Source organism: Streptomyces sp. NPDC048383 (genome assembly GCF_040651775.1).
Taxonomy (GTDB): Bacteria; Actinomycetota; Actinomycetes; order Streptomycetales; family Streptomycetaceae; genus Streptomyces.
This window is the reverse complement of record NZ_JBEZKS010000016.1, coordinates 24,945-40,749: the sequence shown is the minus strand read 5'-3', so window position 1 is coordinate 40,749 and position 15,805 is coordinate 24,945. Positions and strand designations below refer to the sequence as shown.

General features: G+C 69.2%; 19 protein-coding genes and 3 pseudogenes. 10 read left to right on the top strand and 12 right to left on the bottom strand.

Annotation, left to right across the window (positions count from 1 at the left end):
* Positions 1 to 145: 145 nt before the first annotated feature.
* Positions 146 to 282: pseudogene (locus tag AB0D46_RS13965) on the top strand (transposase); the annotation flags it as partial.
* On the opposite strand, the gene AB0D46_RS13960 reads toward AB0D46_RS13965, so the two are convergent.
* Positions 261 to 563, bottom strand: coding sequence for a type II toxin-antitoxin system Phd/YefM family antitoxin (locus AB0D46_RS13960; protein WP_362877558.1), 303 nt, complete (start codon positions 561 to 563; stop codon positions 261 to 263). The pseudogene AB0D46_RS13965 and the gene AB0D46_RS13960 overlap by 22 nt on opposite strands.
* Before the next feature lie 210 nt (positions 564 to 773).
* On the opposite strand from AB0D46_RS13960, the gene AB0D46_RS13955 reads away from it, so the two are divergent.
* Positions 774 to 1,424, top strand: a complete 651-nt coding sequence (locus AB0D46_RS13955) for a hypothetical protein (protein ID WP_362877557.1) — start codon at positions 774 to 776, stop codon at positions 1,422 to 1,424.
* Here AB0D46_RS13955 and AB0D46_RS13950 read toward each other — a convergent pair.
* From AB0D46_RS13950 to AB0D46_RS13935, 4 genes and pseudogenes are all read right to left on the bottom strand, one after another.
* Positions 1,309 to 1,752, bottom strand: coding sequence for a transposase (locus AB0D46_RS13950; protein ID WP_362877556.1), 444 nt, complete (start codon positions 1,750 to 1,752; stop codon positions 1,309 to 1,311). The two genes, AB0D46_RS13955 and AB0D46_RS13950, sit on opposite strands and share 116 nt — an antisense overlap.
* Before the next feature lie 4 nt (positions 1,753 to 1,756).
* Positions 1,757 to 1,951: a transposase gene (locus AB0D46_RS13945; RefSeq protein WP_362877629.1), complete on the bottom strand. Its 195-nt coding sequence runs from the start codon at positions 1,949 to 1,951 to the stop codon at positions 1,757 to 1,759.
* Positions 1,952 to 2,026: 75 nt separating this feature from the next.
* A pseudogene (locus AB0D46_RS13940) lies at positions 2,027 to 2,149 on the bottom strand (IS110 family transposase); the annotation flags it as partial.
* 146 nt (positions 2,150 to 2,295) lie between these two features.
* Positions 2,296 to 3,297 carry a helix-turn-helix domain-containing protein gene (locus tag AB0D46_RS13935; RefSeq protein WP_362877555.1) on the bottom strand — a complete coding sequence of 334 codons (1,002 nt, stop codon included), beginning with the start codon at positions 3,295 to 3,297 and terminating at the stop codon, positions 2,296 to 2,298.
* Between the two features lie 527 nt (positions 3,298 to 3,824).
* On the opposite strand from AB0D46_RS13935, the gene AB0D46_RS13930 reads away from it, so the two are divergent.
* The 3 genes from AB0D46_RS13930 (at position 3,825) to AB0D46_RS13920 (ending at position 6,318) form a co-directional block, all read left to right on the top strand.
* A complete protein-coding gene (locus AB0D46_RS13930) occupies positions 3,825 to 4,169 on the top strand; it encodes a DoxX family protein (RefSeq protein ID WP_362877554.1) in 345 nt (114 codons plus the stop codon).
* 57 nt (positions 4,170 to 4,226) lie between these two features.
* Positions 4,227 to 5,486: an SGNH/GDSL hydrolase family protein gene (locus AB0D46_RS13925; RefSeq protein WP_362877553.1), complete on the top strand. Its 1,260-nt coding sequence runs from the start codon at positions 4,227 to 4,229 to the stop codon at positions 5,484 to 5,486.
* Positions 5,487 to 5,550: 64 nt separating this feature from the next.
* Positions 5,551 to 6,318, top strand: a complete 768-nt coding sequence (locus tag AB0D46_RS13920; protein WP_362877552.1) for a class I SAM-dependent methyltransferase — start codon at positions 5,551 to 5,553, stop codon at positions 6,316 to 6,318.
* Between the two features lie 389 nt (positions 6,319 to 6,707).
* Here the strand turns inward: AB0D46_RS13920 and AB0D46_RS13915 are convergent, their stop codons facing one another.
* Both AB0D46_RS13915 and AB0D46_RS13910 read right to left on the bottom strand, forming a co-directional pair.
* Complete coding sequence (locus AB0D46_RS13915) at positions 6,708 to 7,391, bottom strand: DUF3995 domain-containing protein (protein WP_362877551.1); 684 nt, start codon at positions 7,389 to 7,391, stop codon at positions 6,708 to 6,710.
* On the bottom strand, positions 7,388 to 7,831 hold the full coding sequence (locus tag AB0D46_RS13910; RefSeq protein WP_362877550.1) for a hypothetical protein: 444 nt from the start codon (positions 7,829 to 7,831) through the stop codon (positions 7,388 to 7,390). Before AB0D46_RS13910 ends, AB0D46_RS13915 begins: the two co-directional genes overlap by 4 nt.
* A 716-nt stretch (positions 7,832 to 8,547) precedes the next feature.
* Here AB0D46_RS13910 and AB0D46_RS13905 point away from each other — a divergent pair.
* On the top strand, positions 8,548 to 9,069 hold the full coding sequence (locus AB0D46_RS13905; RefSeq protein ID WP_362877549.1) for a DUF4142 domain-containing protein: 522 nt from the start codon (positions 8,548 to 8,550) through the stop codon (positions 9,067 to 9,069).
* A gap of 475 nt (positions 9,070 to 9,544) precedes the next feature.
* Here AB0D46_RS13905 and AB0D46_RS13900 read toward each other — a convergent pair whose 3' ends face one another.
* The 5 genes and pseudogenes from AB0D46_RS13900 to AB0D46_RS13880 form a co-directional block, all read right to left on the bottom strand.
* Complete coding sequence (locus AB0D46_RS13900) at positions 9,545 to 10,141, bottom strand: hypothetical protein (protein WP_362877548.1); 597 nt, start codon at positions 10,139 to 10,141, stop codon at positions 9,545 to 9,547.
* Between the two features lie 429 nt (positions 10,142 to 10,570).
* Complete coding sequence (locus AB0D46_RS13895) at positions 10,571 to 11,044, bottom strand: SPW repeat protein (protein ID WP_362877547.1); 474 nt, start codon at positions 11,042 to 11,044, stop codon at positions 10,571 to 10,573.
* Between the two features lie 660 nt (positions 11,045 to 11,704).
* Positions 11,705 to 11,861 (bottom strand): annotated as a pseudogene (locus tag AB0D46_RS13890) (CBS domain-containing protein); the annotation flags it as partial.
* Between the two features lie 555 nt (positions 11,862 to 12,416).
* A complete protein-coding gene (locus AB0D46_RS13885; protein WP_362877546.1) occupies positions 12,417 to 12,695 on the bottom strand; it encodes a GlsB/YeaQ/YmgE family stress response membrane protein in 279 nt (92 codons plus the stop codon).
* Positions 12,696 to 12,798: 103 nt separating this feature from the next.
* Positions 12,799 to 12,969, bottom strand: coding sequence for a hypothetical protein (locus AB0D46_RS13880; RefSeq protein WP_362877545.1), 171 nt, complete (start codon positions 12,967 to 12,969; stop codon positions 12,799 to 12,801).
* Positions 12,970 to 13,418: 449 nt separating this feature from the next.
* Here AB0D46_RS13880 and AB0D46_RS13875 point away from each other — a divergent pair, with 449 nt between their 5' ends.
* From AB0D46_RS13875 to AB0D46_RS13860, 4 genes are all read left to right on the top strand, one after another.
* Positions 13,419 to 13,553 (top strand): hypothetical protein, encoded by a 135-nt coding sequence (locus tag AB0D46_RS13875; RefSeq protein ID WP_362877544.1) that lies wholly within the window; start codon positions 13,419 to 13,421, stop codon positions 13,551 to 13,553.
* Positions 13,554 to 13,795: 242 nt separating this feature from the next.
* A complete protein-coding gene (locus AB0D46_RS13870; RefSeq protein WP_362877543.1) occupies positions 13,796 to 15,163 on the top strand; it encodes a GAF domain-containing SpoIIE family protein phosphatase in 1,368 nt (455 codons plus the stop codon).
* A complete protein-coding gene (locus tag AB0D46_RS13865; protein WP_362877542.1) occupies positions 15,160 to 15,531 on the top strand; it encodes an STAS domain-containing protein in 372 nt (123 codons plus the stop codon). The genes AB0D46_RS13870 and AB0D46_RS13865 overlap by 4 nt, the downstream gene beginning before the upstream one ends.
* Positions 15,532 to 15,630: 99 nt before the next feature.
* Positions 15,631 to 15,795 (top strand): hypothetical protein, encoded by a 165-nt coding sequence (locus AB0D46_RS13860; protein ID WP_362877541.1) that lies wholly within the window; start codon positions 15,631 to 15,633, stop codon positions 15,793 to 15,795.
* Positions 15,796 to 15,805: the final 10 nt, after the last annotated feature.

The window sequence follows — 15,805 nt, the reverse complement described above, 5'->3', positions numbered from 1 at the left end:
GCGCTGGCACACCGGGCGGTGGGGCTAGGTCGTGTTTTAGAACTGGGGTCCGTGTCTCACCTCATTCCGTGAGGATCTCGGTGTGGGGCGAGGAGATCTTTCAGATGGGCAATGGGTGGTGCTGGGTCCGTGGTTGCCGGTCGCAGTGTTGAGCAGGCCGTCGGTGTGCCGTCGGCGGTTGATCGACGGATCCGCTGGCGGGTGCGGACCGGGGCGCCGTGGCGGGATCTGCCGACGGAGTACGGTCCGTGGCAGACGGTCTATAGGTTCTTCCGTCGCTGGCAGCGCGAAGGTGTCGGGTCGGCGGTGCCGCCCGGGCCCCCGGCCCCGGCGGCCGCCCGGCCGAACCCCACCAGCCCGCCCCAAACGGGGGCGCGCGGGTCGCCAACCGCGGCCGCACGACCCTGTGCCACGTACTGCTCGAACCACTCGGCCGGCACGAGGTAGGCCAAGGTCTTCCCCTTGCGGGTGATCGCGGCGGGCTCCCCCGCGATCCGGGTGCGATCGAGGATCTCACCCATCCGCTTGCGAAGCTCGATCGTCGAGTAGGTTTTCGGCTCCATCCCTCCAACCTACCCCAACTATCATAGTTGCGATAGTTCGTGTGCGCGCACGCGAACTCCCTGCCGGGCATATCGCGAACGGCACCATCGAACATCCCTGCGGGCACGGGGTCGCACGAACCAGGTCCAGCGCGTCGTCATGGGCGGCGCACCCCCTAGGCTGTGCGCCGGTCGGCCCCGGGCGCGGGGTCCCAGAGGTCGGGGAACAGGATGTCCGTAGAACGTCACATAGCGGAAATGCTCCAGCAGATCGCGCGTCAGCAGGACATCGTCGAGATCGCCCCCCAGGGCTCCGCGCCGAAGGCGGCCGCCCTGGCGCACGTGGCGGAGCAGTACGGCTACACGTACGGCATGGCGCACAGGACCGGGTTCAAGAACTCGCTCGTCCAGGTCCGGATGTACCGGGACCCGCGGCCCGACGCGCGCGTCCGCGAGGCGGCCACCATCACCTCCCATCCGCAGGCGGGCAACGGCGGAACAGTGCCGGGGCTGCAACAGGGATCGCTGAAGCCGCTCCCCGAAGCGGTCCGTTCCGTGGCCGTGCTGAAAGACCTCGTCACCTTCGACGTCATGGCCCTGTACGTCGCCGACCGGCGCCAGAAGGTGATGGTCTACCTCGCCTGCGCGCTCCTGGCCGTCCTCATGCTCATCGACAGGTCGCCGGTCGAAGCGGTCGCCTCCGGCGGGGCGGCCGCGCTGCTCTGCACAGTGGCGTTCGAGGTGGGCACGATCCGCCGTGGCAAGATCACACGGCGGCTGACGGACGCCGGGTTCCTCGCGGTGCGCGACGAAGAGGGCGGCCGGCGGTTCCTGCGTCCGGGGCAGCAGTTGCCCGGCCACACCAACCCATTCGCCGCCTGAAGCCCTGGCCGGCGAGCGCAGGCAGGACTGCGACACCGCCGGGCAGCGCCTTCGCTGCTGCCTGGTCCGCGACGGTTATGGGGTGCCGGCGGCGCAGGCGAACGCCCTCGAGCTCGATGGTCCGCATGATCCTGGCGACGCGCTTGTGGTTGACCGCCGGGCCGCCCTCGTCGCGGAGTTCCGCGGAGTTCCGCGGTGATCCTGGGGGCTCCGTAGGTGCCGTCGGGTCCTGGTGGACCTTGCGTATCGGGGCCGCTTTGCGGAGGGTGTTCCGTTCTTCCTCGCGCTCGCGGATCCTCTTGCGGGTGGTGGCCGGCTCCGCCTCCACGTTGTCACCGCCCGGACCGCGAGGTGGCCGGCGGCTCGGAGCGGGCGTCGGGTCGGCGGCCGTCGGCGGCTCGGATCCAGTTCCGCAGCGTCTCGGTGTTCACCCGGAGATCACCGGCGACCGACTTGATCGTCGCTCCCGGCCTCAAGCGGTACAACGCGACCGCGTCCGCCTTGAACTCGGCGGGATGATGCCTCATCCCGCCGAGACTCCGTTCTCCTGGACCATCGAGATCCGAGTGTCTCCGGTGTCCAAAGCCCAGGGTCAAGGCCCCCTCAGCGTGGGGCAGCCGTTTGTCGAAGGCCTTCTTCCCGGCCGGGGTGACGGCGGTGGCGCGGTGTTCGCCCTTGCCGACGTCCAGGCCGAGGAAGGCGCCGCTGCCGCTGATGTCGATCAGGTGCGTCCTCCGGTCGTCCTCGTCGCCCTGCCGTCCCACGGCACCCATCGCCCCATCCACATGGCGAAGAGCCTCCCGACCTGTTTCTCACCCATGGACCGAACGGCAGTCGGGCGATCACTGATGCGACGTGGTCCAAGCCCGGGTCAGTGCCGCGCTTGCTGGGTGGTATCTGTTTGGCGGTGCTGTCGCGCGTGGGCACGGTACTCGGAGGGGGTGGTGTCGTAGGTGTCGCGGAAGCTGCGGCTGAAGGTGGCGGCGTTGGTGAAGCCCCAGCGGGCTGCGATCATCTGAACGGTTCGGTGGTCCATGTCGGGGCTAGCGAGGTCGTTGCGGCAGCGATCAAGGCGCCGGCGCCGGATCGCTCTTGCGATGCTGTCGGGCTCCCCGTCGAAGAGTGTGTAGAGCGTGCGCAGAGAGATGTTGTGTCGTTCGGCGATCGTGCGGGGCGAGAGGTCGTGGTCACCGAGGCTGTGTTCGATGAAATGCAGGATCCGCTGCAGCACCAGCTGGGATCGCGCTTCGACCGGCGCCTCGCCCAGGGAATGCAGGTGCTGTGCGAGGCACGCGGTGACCAGGTCGACCGTGGCGGACCCCATGGAGAGCAATGCCTCGGTTCCGCAGTGCGCTGCTTGAGCGTGGAGGGTGCGCAGGAACGCCGCGAGAATGGCGGTCGCTCCGTTTCGGGCAGGGAGGCGATGCACCAGGAGCGGTTCGAGTCGGCGAGGCTGCAGTGGCAGGGTGGTCCGCGGTATCTGCAGCGTCAGGGCGTGAATTGGGTCGCCCGCGGACAGGCACTCGGTCAGCATGGGGCTGGAGGTGTCGGTCAGTACGAAGTCGCCCGCCACCAGTGTTTCGCGACCGCCCTGGGAGACCCGGAAGCTGCCCTGGGTCACGAGTACGAGTTGGTAGCTCTCGGGATCACCCTGTCGGATGTGCCTCGCGGATCTCCATGCCCGCATGGGGGAGAATTCGAACGCCGACAACGCGACAGGGCCAAGTGGCATGTCCTGAATGTCTGCGTGGAAGTCGTCCCGTCGGTCACTGCTCAGCGACAGGGGCATGACCTCGTTGGAGACGGTTTCGAGGAACCATTCGAATCTGTCTGCTGGGGGTGCGACAGAAGTCGCCGCCCTTGCCCCACCCACAAGTCCCCCACTGCGTACGTGTCATGCCACAGAAGCAGTTGATCCGATTACCTCATGATCCAATCTGGCGCTTTGAAACTCAAGTGGGCTCTTGCACGTCGCTGATGGCGGCGCCCGTCCAGTGGGTTGAGGGTGCCCGTGACCGTCGGGCCGAAGGGTTGCCGGGAGCATTGAGGTGACGGCGGGATGGGCGGTCGGTCGACACGCCGTTGGAGGAGCCGCCGGCGGTGCACCTCGCGGCGCCCAAGGGGTCTGCCCGTCGGGAAGCACCCGATACGGACCGATGCCGGATCCATGGGCCGGAGTCAAGCCGGCTGCACAGAATGCGAAGGCGCTCCGCACCGTATGCACACTGCGCCCGCTGCCCCACGATGTCTAATCAAGCCGTCGAAGCAACGTGTCGGCACCGTGGGGATGAGCAGGCATGCCCCCTGGACGGCACTCGCCCGGTGATACACCCCGCTCTCGGCCTGCACTCTCACACACCCACCACACGTCTCGCACCCAGCTGACTTTGGAGCATCCGCATGTCCATCACCGATGTCGTCACCATTCTGACCGCTCTTTGGGTCGGCTTCTCCGGCTTGTCCTTGATGCGCAGAGCCCCATTCGTCGTGGAGCCGCTCGTCCAGTACGAGGTGCCCCGATCCTGGTGGACCCCTCTTGCCCTGGCCAAGCTCGCCGGCTCGGCCGGCCTGCTGATCGGGTTGGCCATACCGTTGCTCGGGTTGCTCGCCGGGGCGGGCCTGGCCCTCTACTTCCTCGGCGCTGTCATCACCGTGCTGCGGGCCCGTTCGTACAAGACGGTCGCCTTCCCCCTGCTCTACCTGGCTCCGGTCACGGCCACTCTCGCCCTGGGTCTCACTGCCTAACACCCGCGCGACGCGGCTCGGGCCGCCCCCTGTCGACCACATACGAAAGAGCACACGATGCGCGCCTTCTCCCGCCTGCCTCTGGCCGTCGCTGCCTTGGCTACTCTGCTGATCGCCGCCCTGGCGTCCGCGCACACGCCCACTGCCTCCCCGCGAGCGCACCAGTGGATCGCCGGCTGGAGCACGGCCGTCCAACGCCCCTCCCAGAGCTGGTACCCGACCTGGGCGGAGGCCGGCTTTGACAACCAGTCCGTACGTCAGACCGTGAGGGTGGGCACCGACGGTTCCGACCTGCGCATACGCCTGTCCCACGCGTTCGGGGCGACCCCGCTGCGACTGACCGGTGCCACAGTCGGTATCTCCGCCGAGGGTGCCGCTGTCCGCCCCGGGACCCTCCGCACCCTGACCTTCGACGGCTCCGCCTCCCCTTCGATCCGGCCCGGAGCGCGGCCGGCCAGCGACCCGGTACGGCTGCCGGTGAAGGCGGGTGACCGGCTCAGCATCACCCTGTTCTTCAACGGTCCCTCGGGCCCTGCCACCTTCCACAACGTGGCGATGGAGACCGCGTACCGGGCCGACGGCGACCGCCGCGCAGACGTCAGCGGGGACGCCTTCACGCAGCAAAGCTCGTCCTGGTACTTCCTCGAGGGCGTCGACGTCGCCGCGAAACCGGCGGGAGGTCGGCGGGACGCGATCGTCGCCTTCGGCGACTCCCTCACCGACGGCGCGGCCTCTACACCCGGTGCCGACAACCGCTATCCCGACCAGCTCTCCCGCCGCCTGTCGGCCGAGGGACGTCCTCGCCCGGTCCTCAACGCCGGCATCGGCGGCAACCGGGTGCTGAGCGACTCGGCGTGCTTCGGCGAGAAGGCCACGACCCGATTCCAGCACGATGTCCTCGAGCAGACCCGAGTGGGTACCGTGATCGTGCTGGAGGGAACCAACGACATCCTCATGGGTGAAACCGCCGCGAACGCCTGTACCACCACGAACAGGCATGTGACTGCCGCCGAGCTGATCGAGGGTCACCGCGCGCTGATCCGCGCTGCCCACGCCCGGGGGATTTCCGTCATCGGCGCGACGCTTCCGCCCGGCAAGGGCCTGGAGAGCGGAACTCCCGCCGGGACCCGCGCCGCACTCAACCAGTGGATCCGCACCAGCGGTGCGTACGAAGCAGTCGTGGACTTCGACCGCGTCCTCGCCGATCCACTGAACCCCGAACAGCTGCTCCCCGCCTACGCCAGCAAGGACGGACTCCACCCCAACGACGCCGGCTACAAAGCGATGGCCGATGCCGTGAACCTGGACTCCCTGTAGCTCCTTGCACCGAGCCGCCGCGCGCCGGGCGCCTTCGGACCACCGACCAAAGGACGTCATCCCCGTGACCACCGTCTCCGAGCACTACGACCGGATGCTCGCCGCGCACTACACCTGGATGCTCGGCAGCGACATTCACGCGGTCGCCCGCGACCAGGCCGAACTCCTTCGAGGGCTGGGAGTAGGGCCCGAGACGGTCGGGGACGCAGCCATCGACCTTGGGTCCGGGCCCGGCCCACAGACCCTGGCTCTGGCACACCTGGGCTTCTCCACCGTCACCGCAGTGGACCTCGGCCAGGTCCTGCTCGACGAACTCGTTGGGCATGCCGATACCGCCGGCTTCGCGGGCACCGTACGCACCGTGCGCGCGAACCTCCTGGATGCCCTCCCCCACGTGGCCGGACCGGACACCGCCGCCGCGATCGTATGCATGGGCGACACTTTGACCCACCTGCCCAGCCGTGCCGACGTCCGCTCCCTCCTGGACAGCGTGGCGTGTGTCCTACGTCCCGGTGGACACATCGTGGTGACCTTTCGCGACCTCACCGGGGAGCTCCGCGGCGATGATCGGTTCTTCCCCGTACGCTCCACCGAGGACCAACTGCTCACCTGCTTCCTGGAGTGCGTGGACGACGACACGGTCATGGTCCACGACCTGCTCCACACCCGCTCGGAGGGAAAGTGGCTTCTCCAGGTCGGCAGCTACCCCAAACTGCGGCTGGCCTCGGACTGGGTGAGTGGTGAAGCCCGGCGCGCCGGGCTGCAGGTCCAGCACGCTGCCGCGGGCCCCCGAGGCATGCGGGTTCTCCACGCGATCAAACCGAATCGGTGAAGCACGGGGCCTCCGTAGGCTCCCGTGCCGGGGTAGTGCCACGTTGCAGGTACCGATGACGTTCGGTCGGCGAGGCCGTCGCCGCATGGTGAGCAGGTTGCTCCCCGGCGACGGCTACGTCTTACGGGGCAGAAGACATACTCCTCATGGAGATGACGACGGAGAGGACCGCACATACCAGCAGGGCCGGCTACTTCGCGGCCTTGCCCGACCGTCCTCGGCGTGTTCCTGTTCATCCCGGCGGCCCTGTTGCTGTTCATCACGTCCTTCGCCAACGACGGTGTCCGCCCTGGCACATGGCTGGTGGTGATCACCCCGATCGCGGCCGTGGCAGCGGTGGCCGCGTTCTTTCTCCAGCGTCCGAACCCGGAGGGCGGGCCTCCACCCTCCTACAGCGCGACGCTCGACTCCCCCGATCGAGCCCACGATCGAGACGTCAATCGGGGCAAGGAGCGCCTTCGAGGGTTCGGCGCCACGTCGATCCCGGTCGGTGAGTATCCGGTCGGTCGACTTGCGCTCGGCCGGTTCAAGGGGGCTTGTCGGCGCGGTGTGGCCCAGGCGGTCGCGCCCCACAGCAGGCCCCAGATCAGGAAGTAGGGCGACCACAGCAGCAGATCCACTCGAGAGAGATGGAGCGCGATCTCGGTGTTGGGTGGCCCCACCCGCTGAACGCCCGACAGCACAAGGGCGTCGCCCACGACGCCGAAACCGAACGCCCCGCACGCTCGCAGGACCATCAGGACGCTGGTGATCCACATCGGCACGGTCAAGAGCCGACGTGGCAGCACGCGTCCCCAGGGCCGCACGGTGGCGAGCGCCGCCAAGGCACCAAGGACGACCAGGCCGACCGATATCCAGTGACCGACGATCGCGGCGGGGCTCTGCGCGACGAGCTCCTCCCGGGCCGAACGCGGCAGAGGGGCACTGGAGGTGAGCGCCGTGCCGCCCAGCGCCCAGTGGAGTTTGAGGGTTCCGTAGCCGGCGAAGGTCCAGGCGCAGGTCGCGTAGGCAGCCCACCGCCGCACCGACACAGCACGAGGCGTCATGGGCCTCGTGTCCACCACCTCCTTCATACCGTGTCCCGCGCCGTGTTCGCCGCTGCTGTGGCGGTCTGTCCCAGGCCGCGAGTGAAGATCCAGGCCATGGCCAGCCAGAGGCAGAGGCCGACGGCGCCCTGAATCGCGGCCCACGGCGACCATCCACCGGGGCCGGAGGGCAAGAGGACTTCCCGGGTCACGTGGATGTGACTGACCGCTGCCAACGCGCCCGTTGCCCACAGCGCGGTGAGGAGCAGCGGGCGCGGTATCAGGCCGCCCCACGGCCGTACGGCGGCGAGCGCGATGGTGGCGGAGAGCAGGCCGAGTAGGGCCAGCGTCCACTGCGTGAGGGCGACATCGGATGTGTTGACGTACTGCGAGGCGGGCACCAGCGGTCCGCCGGGAATGCCCAGACGTCCCTGGGTCGCGTAGTAGCCCTTCTGAACCACGTAGATCAGTTGGCTGAGAACGGACAAGTACGCGGGCCAAGCCCATGCGAGGACCACCGCGGTCGGGCGTCGCGCCGGCCGCCACCGCCGAGCGATCTCTCTCGCCTTGGCGTTCATGAGCCCGGCACCTGGCGCAGGTCAGGAGAGTTCGTCATGCGTTCATGATCACGCCGACATGCTTGTCCGGTCTTCACACCCTGGAATGATCCGCCTCCCCCGGGCGGGGGAGAAAAGCTGAACAGGACCGCCGGAGCGGGGGGACACGGAACAATTCGGCTTCGTGGGGCAGGCTGCGGTCCGGCATGCGATGAGGGGGAAGCGGTCTGCCAGGAGGGCGGTTTGCCCGAGCCGCGCGTATTCAGACTCGACGCGAGCGCGGCACGTGAGGAACTGCTACTCCACGGCACGATGCGGTACCTCAATCGACTCGGTTCCGCCATGCGAAGCAACTGAACGGGGTGCGGTCCGCGGGCCCGGCGGAGGAGTGTCTTTGCGGACACGGACCTGCACACGCCGGGCTTATTTTCGGCCTCCGGGTTATTGGGTTCCCAAAGGCCGAGCGGCCGGTGCCGTGCAAATCGGCACACCCGCGGCCGCGCCGCACCGGATCGGGGAGGCGGAGCAAGAGGTACGGGCCGTCGAGGCGGCGCGTTTCGGGCGGCGACGGGTGGACAGGCGCCGGGCAACAGCGAGGTCGCCGAGCTCCCCACCGCGGGCGGCCCCACAGGATCCTGGAGGTACCCATGCGTAGCAGGTGGATGACCACAGTGGTGCTCGCGGCGGCGCTGGGCGGCGTGGGCCTGTCCCCGGTCGCGGCCGCCCCCGCGCCCGGCAGTTCGGACGCCGAGTACGTCCAAATGGCGCATCAGGGCAATCTGGCCGAGATCATCGCGGGCCAGGACGCGCAGAAGAACGCCAAGGACACCTGCGTCAAGGACGCGGGTGACACCCTGGTACGCGACCACACCAAGCTGGACGCCGATCTTTCGGCACTCGCCGCGAAGGGCAAAGTGACCCTGCCGAACGCCCCGACGGCGGAGCAGCAGGCCGTCTTGGCCGACGTCAAGGCCAAGGCCGGCAGCGACGCGTACGACAAGGCGTGGCTCACGGCTCAGGAGGGCGCACACACGAAAACCCTCGCCCTGATCGACCAGCAGATCAGCCAGGGCAAGGACGCCGACACCATCCAGGCGGCCCAGAAGGCACGGCCGATCGTGGCCATGCACCTCGACATGGTGCGCGGAGGTACCTGCCACACCATGTGACCGGTTGACCGCAACGAGCCGGCACTCCACTGCGATCCGGGCGTGAATCCGCCCAGTAGAAGCGCGACAGCCCGGCCGGGCAACCGGGCCGGGCTTTGTGCGCGGCGGTACCGCCGAACGTTCAACGGGCGGTGCCGTACGGCGCCTCCCGCATCGGCCGGATGGCCGATGGCATTCGGGGCGCGCCTTCTCGGCACCCGAGCCGCGGGCCCGCTGAGCGTGGCCTGCGGAGAATCTGCGGGCGGCCCGCGATATGCCGCGACAGAGCCCGGCCAAGGCCCTGCCGGGCGCTGCGTGCGTGAGGACCGCGTCAGCTCAGAGACCGTCGTTGCGATCAACGGCTCCCCGCTATCCCCCGAGGTCGGCGTGCGTAGGCTGGGGGGTGGCTGCGGGACGGCGGGAGGTCATGCGCTCCGTCCCGTCGTCGTACCAGCGTTCGACCGGCTCCTCGGCTCCTGCCGGCCGGTCGGGGGCCTCAGCAGCCGTGATGGGACCAGCGATCACGGGACGGCATGTGCGGCGACAAGTCGCGCGCACGTTCCCACATGCCCCGTGCCTGTTCCGCCGGGCGCTGCTGTTCTCCGTGAAGGGCGTTCAGGATGAGTAGGCCGCCGGTGAGCGCGGGGACGAGCCACTGCGCGTAGGACAGCTGCCGCTCCGCCTTGCCGGTGTCGAAGGAGTCGGCGGCCTCCTGGGCGTCCTGGGCGTCCTCCGAGGAGGCGAGGTCGATCTTCTTTCCGAGCATCCGGGCGTAGGCAGTCGCGGCCAGAGCGGCGCCGGTCAGGACGGTCTTGGCCACAGTGGAGGCGGCCACCCCCTTCTGGGTGGCGACGCGGGACGCGTTCACGGCGAGCAGTCCGCTGGTGCCGATCAGGTGCGCGCCGATCGCCGCTGCGTTCACGGGGGTCCACTTCGCCCAGCCGTCGCTGGCGATTCGAGCGTTGTCGCGCCAGCTGTCGCTGTGGCCCTGGGCGGCCCCGTTGAGGCCGACCGCGCCCATGAGGGATCCGCCGAACCATGCGGCCAGTCCCACATCGTGCATGCTGCGCAGGACGGTGTTGCGTTCGGACATGACAAGGGCTCCTCAACAGGACGCGGCGCGCATGCCGACGTGAGTGTCGGCACCACGATCACCGTCACCCGCGATCACGCGTTCTGCCATGTCGGCTGGGCCGAACGGCCGCTAAGCCGAGTGCGGTAATGGTCGGGGCGCGATTCGGTCGGGGATGCTGTCGGCTGAGGCAGGAAAGCGCCGACGTGCCGCCAGCCCCGCCGAATCCGCCCGCAGCCGACAGCGCCACGGAACCGGGAGGAAACGCGGGGTCCCCTGCCTGCATTGCCACGGCACACCGTGGCGGGTTCCGTGCGCGGCTGGCTGACGCGCTGCGCTCGTGCAGAGAACCACCCGGTCAGAGTGCGCTGGTGGAGGGGCGCCCGCGTCCGTCGGCGTTCGACGGCTGCGGGTGCCCGTCCATGCGGCCCGGATGAGCCGCGCCGGTATTCAGTGGTTGCCGGGCGTGGGTCGGCGTGTGCCGGGGCCGTGGCGGTTGGTGTCGTTGTCGCGGGCGGCCGAGGCGGCGGCGAGGGCGAGGAGGGTGGCGATGACGCCGGTGATGAGGTTGCTGGTGATGGAGCGGGTGTGGGCGACGTCGCCGGCGACAACCCAGGGAGCGACGCAGGTCCAGATGCCGATGGCGGCCGCGGCCCAGGCCATCGAGTGGGTGCGCTCGTAGGAATTGCCGAGGCCGCCGAGCAGGAGCATGTAGGCGATGCCGGCGATGAGGTTGGTGACGGCCAGGGTGGTGAAGCCGTTGAAGCCGACGATCCAGGGCGACGCGGCCAGGTAGAGCCCGGTCAGCAGGGCCATGGCCTCGACCGCCTGGGCTCGCGGGGTCGCGGCCGCGCGGTCGTGTCGGGCGCGCAGTTCCATCAGGTCCGGGTGTTCTTCGATGGGCGCGCGGTGGGTTGACGCCATGATGACCTCCAGAGAAGGAGCGGTTACCCGCACCGCGTCTACCCATAAGAACGACATAAACATGCCTAAAAACCCACAAACGTTATCTTGCGGGCGGTGGAGGCCCATGTCCGGAGTCCACGCACGGCCAAGAGCCCGTTCGCACGGACCGCCCCCGCAACCGCGACGGCTGCGCCCTCTGCCGGGTGGGGACGCCGGTCAGGTTTCGACATACAGCTGCGTCGCAGAATCCGCGCCCACCGCAACATCGACATTCCCGCCTCCAACATTCCCCGTGAGGGAGTCGGGTCAGCGTCGGACACGGTGTCTGCTTTGTGTTCGTGTCCGTGTCCGTGTCCGTGTCCGTGTCCGCAAGGTCGTCGGGCAGATCCACTGCCGGGCCTGCCGGCCTGCACCCCCTGCGGGGCAGGCGTGATCACCGCCTCTACATCGACGAGCCCTACCACTCCGGGGGGCCACGCCTCCACACCCCCGCGCCCTCCCGGCGATCGCTGAGCGCGCCGCGCCCAAGCGCGGGGCGCGCCGACCGAGCGAATCGGAATGGAAGCCCATCACGATCAGCCGGGCCCCTGCGGCGGCCGGCTGCCGGTGACGGCCCCGATGCACTCTTTGCATCGGGGCCGTGGTCGGTCCCGGCCCCCACCTGAGGCTGTTCGCCTCCGGCAGGGCGCGGGCGACGTCGGCCAGGGCGACGATGCCGACCGGAGTGTGGCCGTCGATGGCGGGCAGCCGGCGGACCTGGTGGGCGTCCATGGTGCGTGCGCAGGATTTCGCCGGCGTCGTCGTCGGCGCCGATGGTGACGGCTTCGCCCTGCGCTTCACAGTGGCGGGGTCGTCCCGCCTGCACGGGTGTCGGCCAGGTCCGCTGAGCGACCGCGGCCACGGACCAGGCTGCCCCCGGCCCTCAGCCGTTAAGGGCACTCACCCTTCTCAACCGCCCGCGCGCGGATCAAGTAATCGTCTGTTTCCTTCAGCAAGCCGCACATCGCCCCCGGGGAGGGCCGCGCCAGGATGGGTCCGCACCTGCATCGAAGCCGCCTACCAACTCCTCGAATCGAACGCGGCATCCCGGAGGTCTTCGGCTCCGCCTACGACGTACGCACCCCCTCGACGCCGCCTACACGTCCGCGACGGGGAACCGCTCGGCGTGCCCGGTCCCGAGGTCGTACGCGAACACCTCTTGGCCAGGGTGGACACCACCGAGACCGGCCGGCTGCCGACTCCGGGCCCGGACACCCCGTAAGGCAGGCCGCGTGGCTGTCCGCTCGGCCGCATCCTGAGGAGACAGCGGCCTGGTTCTGTCGGAGGCAGCCAAACGGCCCCGCCTCGCGAGGAGGGGGGCCGTTCTCATCCGAAGGTGGGGCTGGGTCGGTCAGGCGTGGCGGTGGTGTCGCTTGTTGCCGGTGACCAGTCGGTAGATGGCGAGGAGGATGACCGAGCCGATGATGGCGGCGATCCACGTCGACAGGTCGAAGAAACCGTCGATGGAGTCGACGCCGAAGATGACCTTGCCGAGGAAGCCGCCGAGCAGACCGCCCGCGATGCCGATGAGCATGGTGATGATGACTCCGCCCGGGTCCTTGCCCGGCATGAGGGCCTTGGCGATGAAGCCCGCGAGCAGTCCGATCAAGATCCAGGCGATGATGCCCATGCGCTTCTCCTACCTCGATGAATAAAGCCGGTGTTAACAACCGTCTTCACCGCGCCGGAGGTTTCAAACGTCCGAAACTTTTGATCTTTGCCGGCCTCCGCCGTCAGGGCTGTTCGTCGCGACGGCCTGATACGCGGTTCGGGTAGAACGCACTGAGGTTCTTCCAGTGGCGGTCCATCTCGGCGTCGGCTTCGCGCAGCGCAGGGTCGGCCGTCAGGCCGCGCAGCCGAGGGTGCGGACCGGTGACACGGTCACCGGCGTCGGAAACGGGCATGGTCCGACGCCACGGAGCCCGGGCCGCGCTGGGCCCGTTGCTTCTGCCCCTGATCGTTCTGGTCGCCCACCAGCGGGCCACCAGAACGCCGGTCGATATCGCAACGGCTGTGACGGCGTACGCGGCGTGGGGTGCGGCCATGGCTTCCTCCAACGGACAGATTCAGGGATCTCCGCATCGGCACGGGAGGGCGGTACACGACGCCCTCACGGTCCGGCTACCCGCGGCCGGGCCGCGCACCCGTAGTCCAGGGGTCTCGCCGGTCAGGTCAAGCTCACGCGCAGCACGTACAGCTCGCCCCTGCTGATCGCTGCCGCCTGTTCCTGAAGATCCGCACGGGAGAACCCGAGCAACGCCCGGTCCGCGGACTGGGCCGGCAGCGGAAGGATCTCGGTAGCAGGCCGGCGCCGCAGTGGTGACCGGTGGCGGCGGCACACCGCTGTCCGGGCATGGAAGTGGACGGCGAAGACTTCCTCGGTGTACTCCTGGACGCCGCCACCGATACCCGCTTCAAACCCGTCACCGGCGAGGAAGCCATGGCGGTCCTGATGCTGCTCCGCGCGCTCGCAGAAGCGACCCACTGAAGGAGTCCGCGGGGCTGCGGTTGAGATGCGGTTCCGCCTCGGCTCACGCCTCGTCCTGCCCACGAGGCCACCGAGGCGCTTTGCGCGCACTGATCGTTCCGCTTTGTGTCCTGCCCAGTGGAAACTGGTCTAGGCTGCCGCAGTCATCGGCATCGACGCCGATGCGGGAGAGGTAGCCGATGCCCCAAGCGGAACATGCGACCGGCCCGACGGGCAGGCCGGGCCGGCGGACGCTCAGTGCCGTGGAAGAAGCGGCCCGGATGGACGCGGTGCGCCGCTACGACATCCTGGACACCCCGCCGGACGGCGCGTTCGACCGTGTCGCGGCGATGGCGGCCCGGCTGTTCAAGGTGCCGGTGGCGAGCGTCACGATCGTGGACGAGGACCGGATCTGGTTCAAGGCCGCCCACGGTTTGGAAGGTGTCAGTGAGATCGGCCGGGAGCCGGGCCTGTGCGGCTCGGCGGTCCTCTCCGATGAGACTCTGGTGATCCCGGACACGCTCACCGACCCGGTGGCGTGCTCCAACGCGCTGGTCACCGGGCCGATGGGGGTCCGCTTCTACGCCGCAGCGCCGATCACCACTCGTGACGGGCACCGGCTGGGCACCGTCAACATCCTCGACACCAAGCCCCGCCTGATCACCGAGGACGACACCGCCACCCTCGCGGACCTGGCCGCGATCGTGCTCGACGAGCTGGAGGTGCGCCTGTCGGCTCTGGACGCCCTGCGCGCCGAGCAGGAGAGGCGCCAGGAACAGGAGGAGGCGCGGCAGCGGGCGGAGCGGGACAAGGCAGCCCTGGAGGCGTTCGCCTCCACGCTTCAGCGGACCCTGCTACCGCCGGCGCTGCCGGTGGTGCCGGGGCTGGAGCTGGCCTGTCACTACGCCACCGCCTCTGCGCAGAATGTGGGCGGCGACTTCTACGACGTCTTTCCCCTCGGCGGCAACAGGTGGGCGTTCTTCCTCGGAGACGTGTGCGGCAAGGGCCCCGAAGCCGCCGCGCTGACCTCCCTGACCCGCTACACCCTGCGCGCCGCAGCCCTGATCGACCCGGACCCCGACGTGGTCCTCACCTCGCTGAACACGGCGCTGCTGCTCGACCCGGCTGTCGGCACCCGGTTCTGCACCGCCGTCTTCGGCGTCCTCGAACCGCATGAGAAGGACGGGTTCACCGTGACGGTGGCCACCGGCGGCCACCCCCCGGCCTACCACCTGCGCGGCTCCCGGGCGGTGGAAGCGGTGCAGCCCAAGGGAGGCATGCTCATCGGTGCGATCGCTGAGGCGCACTTCGCCTCCCGCAGCATCCACCTCGCCCCGGGTGAAGGACTGCTCCTGTACACCGACGGGCTGACCGAGGCCCGCACCCTGGGTGGAGAAATGATCGGGGAAGAGGGCCTGACCCGCTTCCTCGGCGACCGCACGGCAACCGTCAGCGCCACGGCCGTCATACAAGACATCGTCGACCTCCTCGACGCCATGCCCCACGGTGCGGGAGACGACGTCGCCCTGCTGGCCCTGTCCGTCCCCCACGCCGACACCGCAGGCGACCTCACCGCCACCATCACCGCCCACACCATCGCCCCCGCCGACGAGACGGAAAGCCGACCGTGAACGACTTCCGCCTCACCGCAAAGCACACCGACGGCGACCTCGCCCTCGCCCACGTCGCCGGGGAACTCGACATCGACACCGCCCCCCTCCTGCGCACCCAGGCACTCGCCCTGATCGAACAAGGCCACCGCCACCTGATCCTCGACCTCCAGGCCGTCACCTTCTGCGACTCCTCCGGCTTCAACGCCCTGGTCGGCATCTACCGCTGCGCCAAGACCGCCGACGGCACCCTGGTCCTCGCCGCCGTCCCCGACCGCCTTCAGCGGCTGCTGCACCTCACCGGCCTCGACACCCTGCTGGCCGCCCACCCCACCGCCGCCCACGCCCTCACCGCACACACCCCCAGCCAGGACACGGCCACCGCGTAACGTCCCGCCGCGGCCGTAAGGGGACGGCGGCATAGCTGATGCGAGACGTGGCGGAACCACCACACGAAACCTGGAGCGTGTCTGAAAGACCGCGTGCGGGTGTCTGGCGTCCCTGGTTGCAAGCACGAGAAGCTGGCCCCTCACGGATGCATCACCGCCGGCGGCGTTGCCACGATCGACCGGTACGCGTTCGGCGTCACCAAGGCCAAGGGCATGACCGGACGCCACCTCAACATCAGTCTGGAAATCGTCGCGCACCGATGAACCAGAAGCC